Annotated in this window: 2 protein-coding genes, 4 tRNA genes and 1 pseudogene; all 7 read left to right on the top strand. The window is 58.9% G+C overall.

Annotated features, from left to right (window positions below; genetic code table 11):
* Positions 1-322 (top strand): annotated as a pseudogene (locus lacNas_RS10725) (homoserine kinase); the annotation flags it as partial.
* A gap of 141 nt (positions 323-463) precedes the next feature.
* Positions 464-536, top strand: a tRNA-Lys gene (locus lacNas_RS10720).
* Positions 537-572: 36 nt separating this feature from the next.
* Positions 573-645, top strand: a tRNA-Lys gene (locus tag lacNas_RS10715).
* Between the two features lie 36 nt (positions 646-681).
* Positions 682-754: transfer RNA gene (locus lacNas_RS10710), tRNA-Lys, on the top strand.
* 36 nt (positions 755-790) lie between these two features.
* Positions 791-863 (top strand) — tRNA-Lys (locus tag lacNas_RS10705).
* A 203-nt stretch (positions 864-1066) separates the two neighbouring features.
* Complete coding sequence (locus tag lacNas_RS10700; protein ID WP_201331749.1) at positions 1067-1990, top strand: AAA family ATPase; 924 nt, start codon at positions 1067-1069, stop codon at positions 1988-1990.
* Positions 1987-2502: hypothetical protein (locus tag lacNas_RS10695; RefSeq protein WP_201346849.1), on the top strand; the 516-nt coding region annotated here is incomplete at its 3' end. The genes lacNas_RS10700 and lacNas_RS10695, both read left to right, overlap by 4 nt.

The following is a 2502-nucleotide window of genomic DNA, read 5'->3' as shown; positions in this document are numbered from 1 at the left end:
GGTTCAGGCCAGTGCCGTGGCCAACACGGCGGTGGCAGCCCTGTTTGCCCAGGACTATGAGAAGGCGGGCGAATTGATGGAGGCCGACCTCTTCCATGAACGCTACCGCAGCCGCCTGGTCCCGGAACTGGAGATCATCCGCAACCTGGGCCATGAGCACGGGGCGGTGGCGACCTACCTGTCCGGGGCCGGCCCGACGATCATGAGCCTGGTGGATCCGCAGCACATCAGCGATTTCATTGACGCCGTGCGCGAGGCGGGGCTGAAAGACGAGATCCGCCGGCTGGAAGTGGCCCCGCGGGGAGCTTTTTGGCAGGAATAGGGCAAAAAGAGACAGTTTAAGCCGGGCTGAGACGGGGGAGAAAAGTTTTTGAGCAAAAAAGTTGCCAAAATCCTTGCAATCCTGTCGCATTTCTGTATAATAAATAAATGTCGGTTGACTTAAGTCAGCCGCAGCCCACTTGGGTCGTTAGCTCAGCTGGCAGAGCACCGGACTCTTAATCCGGGTGTCCAGGGTTCGATCCCCTGACGACCCATACGCGCTTAGGCGCGGTTAAATTTTAAACCCACTTGGGTCGTTAGCTCAGCTGGCAGAGCACCGGACTCTTAATCCGGGTGTCCAGGGTTCGATCCCCTGACGACCCATACGCGCTTAGGCGCGGCTAAATTTTAAACCCACTTGGGTCGTTAGCTCAGCTGGCAGAGCACCGGACTCTTAATCCGGGTGTCCAGGGTTCGATCCCCTGACGACCCATACGCGTTTAGGCGCGGCTAAATTTTAAACCCATTCGGGTCGTTAGCTCAGCTGGCAGAGCACCGGACTCTTAATCCGGGTGTCCAGGGTTCGATCCCCTGACGACCCACTAGCAGACATCAAGCATTGGCTTGATGTCTTTTTTGCTTGAACGACTATTCCACAAAAGCATACCAATATGCCAACAGATTATTGGCCGGCTGAGAAGCAGGCCACTATAATAAATTAAAAGAATCTGAAAGACTAACCGCCGGGCCCTGGGCCCGGAAGTTAGTCCTTTTATTTACCGCGAGAAAAAAGGGGGCAAATTACATGAACGAAGAAATCGAGCAGGTCTTGCAAGCCGTCAACCAGCAGATCTTGGGCAAGGAAGCCGTCGTCAGGGAGATCATGCTGACGGTTCTGGCTGAAGGACACGTTTTGCTGGTCGACATTCCCGGGGTCGGCAAGACGACCCTGGTCAAGGCTTTTGCCCAAGTCCTGGGGCTCAGCAGCAAGCGCGTGTCTTTTTCCAATGACACGATGCCGGCTGACTTGACCGGCTTCAGCATCTATTCGCCAAAAGACCAGGAATTTCACTACCGGGAAGGGGCGCTGTTTGCCAACATCTTCCTGGCCGACGAAATCAATCGGACCAGCCCGAAGACGCAGGCGGCGCTGCTGGAAGCCATGGAAGAAGGGAGCGTGTCGGTTGAAGGGACCAGCCGCCAGTTGCCCAAGCCCTTCGTCGTTTTAGCCACGGAAAACCCGCTGGGCAGCATCGGCACGCAGCCGCTGCCTGAAGCCGAAGTGGACCGGTTCATGGTTTCCCTCTCCATCGGCTATCCCGACTTTGAGTCTGAGCTGCGCCTGGTGGAAAACGCGCCTGCTGCCAGCCTGCCGCAGGTTATGGACGCAGCTGGCGTTGAGGCGGCCATCAGCGCGGTCAAAAAGGTCTACGTCGCCAGCGAGCTCGCTGAATACGCCATCAAGCTGGTGCGGGCCAGCCGGGAGAGCTCCCTGGTCAAGCTGGGGGTCTCGCCGCGCGCTTCCGTGGCCTTGATCCGCCTGGCCAAGGCCAGCGCCTACTTGGACGGCCGCGACTTCGTCACCCCGGCCGACATCCAGGAGCAGTATCCCTACGTCATGCGCCACCGGCTGATTTTGAGCGAGCAGGCTGCCGGCATGGACGCCAGCGAAGCGGCTGCGGCTTTGCTGAAGAGCGTCAAGGCGCCGGGGCTTGGTTTCAGACGATGAAGCTGCTGCTGCTCTTTTTGTTCTGGCTGGCGGAATACTATCTGGCCAGCCAGTACCGGCTGACTCTGCTGCTCTTGATCACGATTTTCCAAGCAATTTTGCTTCTGCCCTTGTTTTTGTATCCCCGCCTGCTCAAGCGGCGGATCAAACTGCAGCCGCGGGCAGAAGAAACCGTTGCGGCTCCGGCCAGCGAGCTTGGCCTGCTGGTCAGCAATGCTTCTTTTTGGCCGGCAACCGATCTGACCCTGCGCCTGGCAGCCCGCCAGGGAGCGGGCAAGCAGCGCTGGCAGCTGCGCACCAGCGTGCCGGCTCGCGGAAGCCGGGAGGTCAAACTGGCCTTGAAGAACCTGCGTCCCGGCCGGCTGACGCTCACGTATGAAAAAGTGACCCTGCACGACCCGGGCCGCTTTTTCTCCAGCAGCCGCAAGCTGAACCTGCCGCAGGTACTTTACGTCATGCCGGAATACCGCCCAGTCTACGCTGGCAGCCAAAGCCTGGCTGCCGGAGAGCAG

It is taken from the genome of Lactobacillus nasalidis, assembly GCF_016587775.1.
Taxonomy (GTDB): domain Bacteria; phylum Bacillota; class Bacilli; order Lactobacillales; family Lactobacillaceae; genus Lactobacillus; species Lactobacillus nasalidis.
Note: the sequence above shows the minus strand (reverse complement) of the source record. Positions and strands in the feature narration are given on the sequence as shown.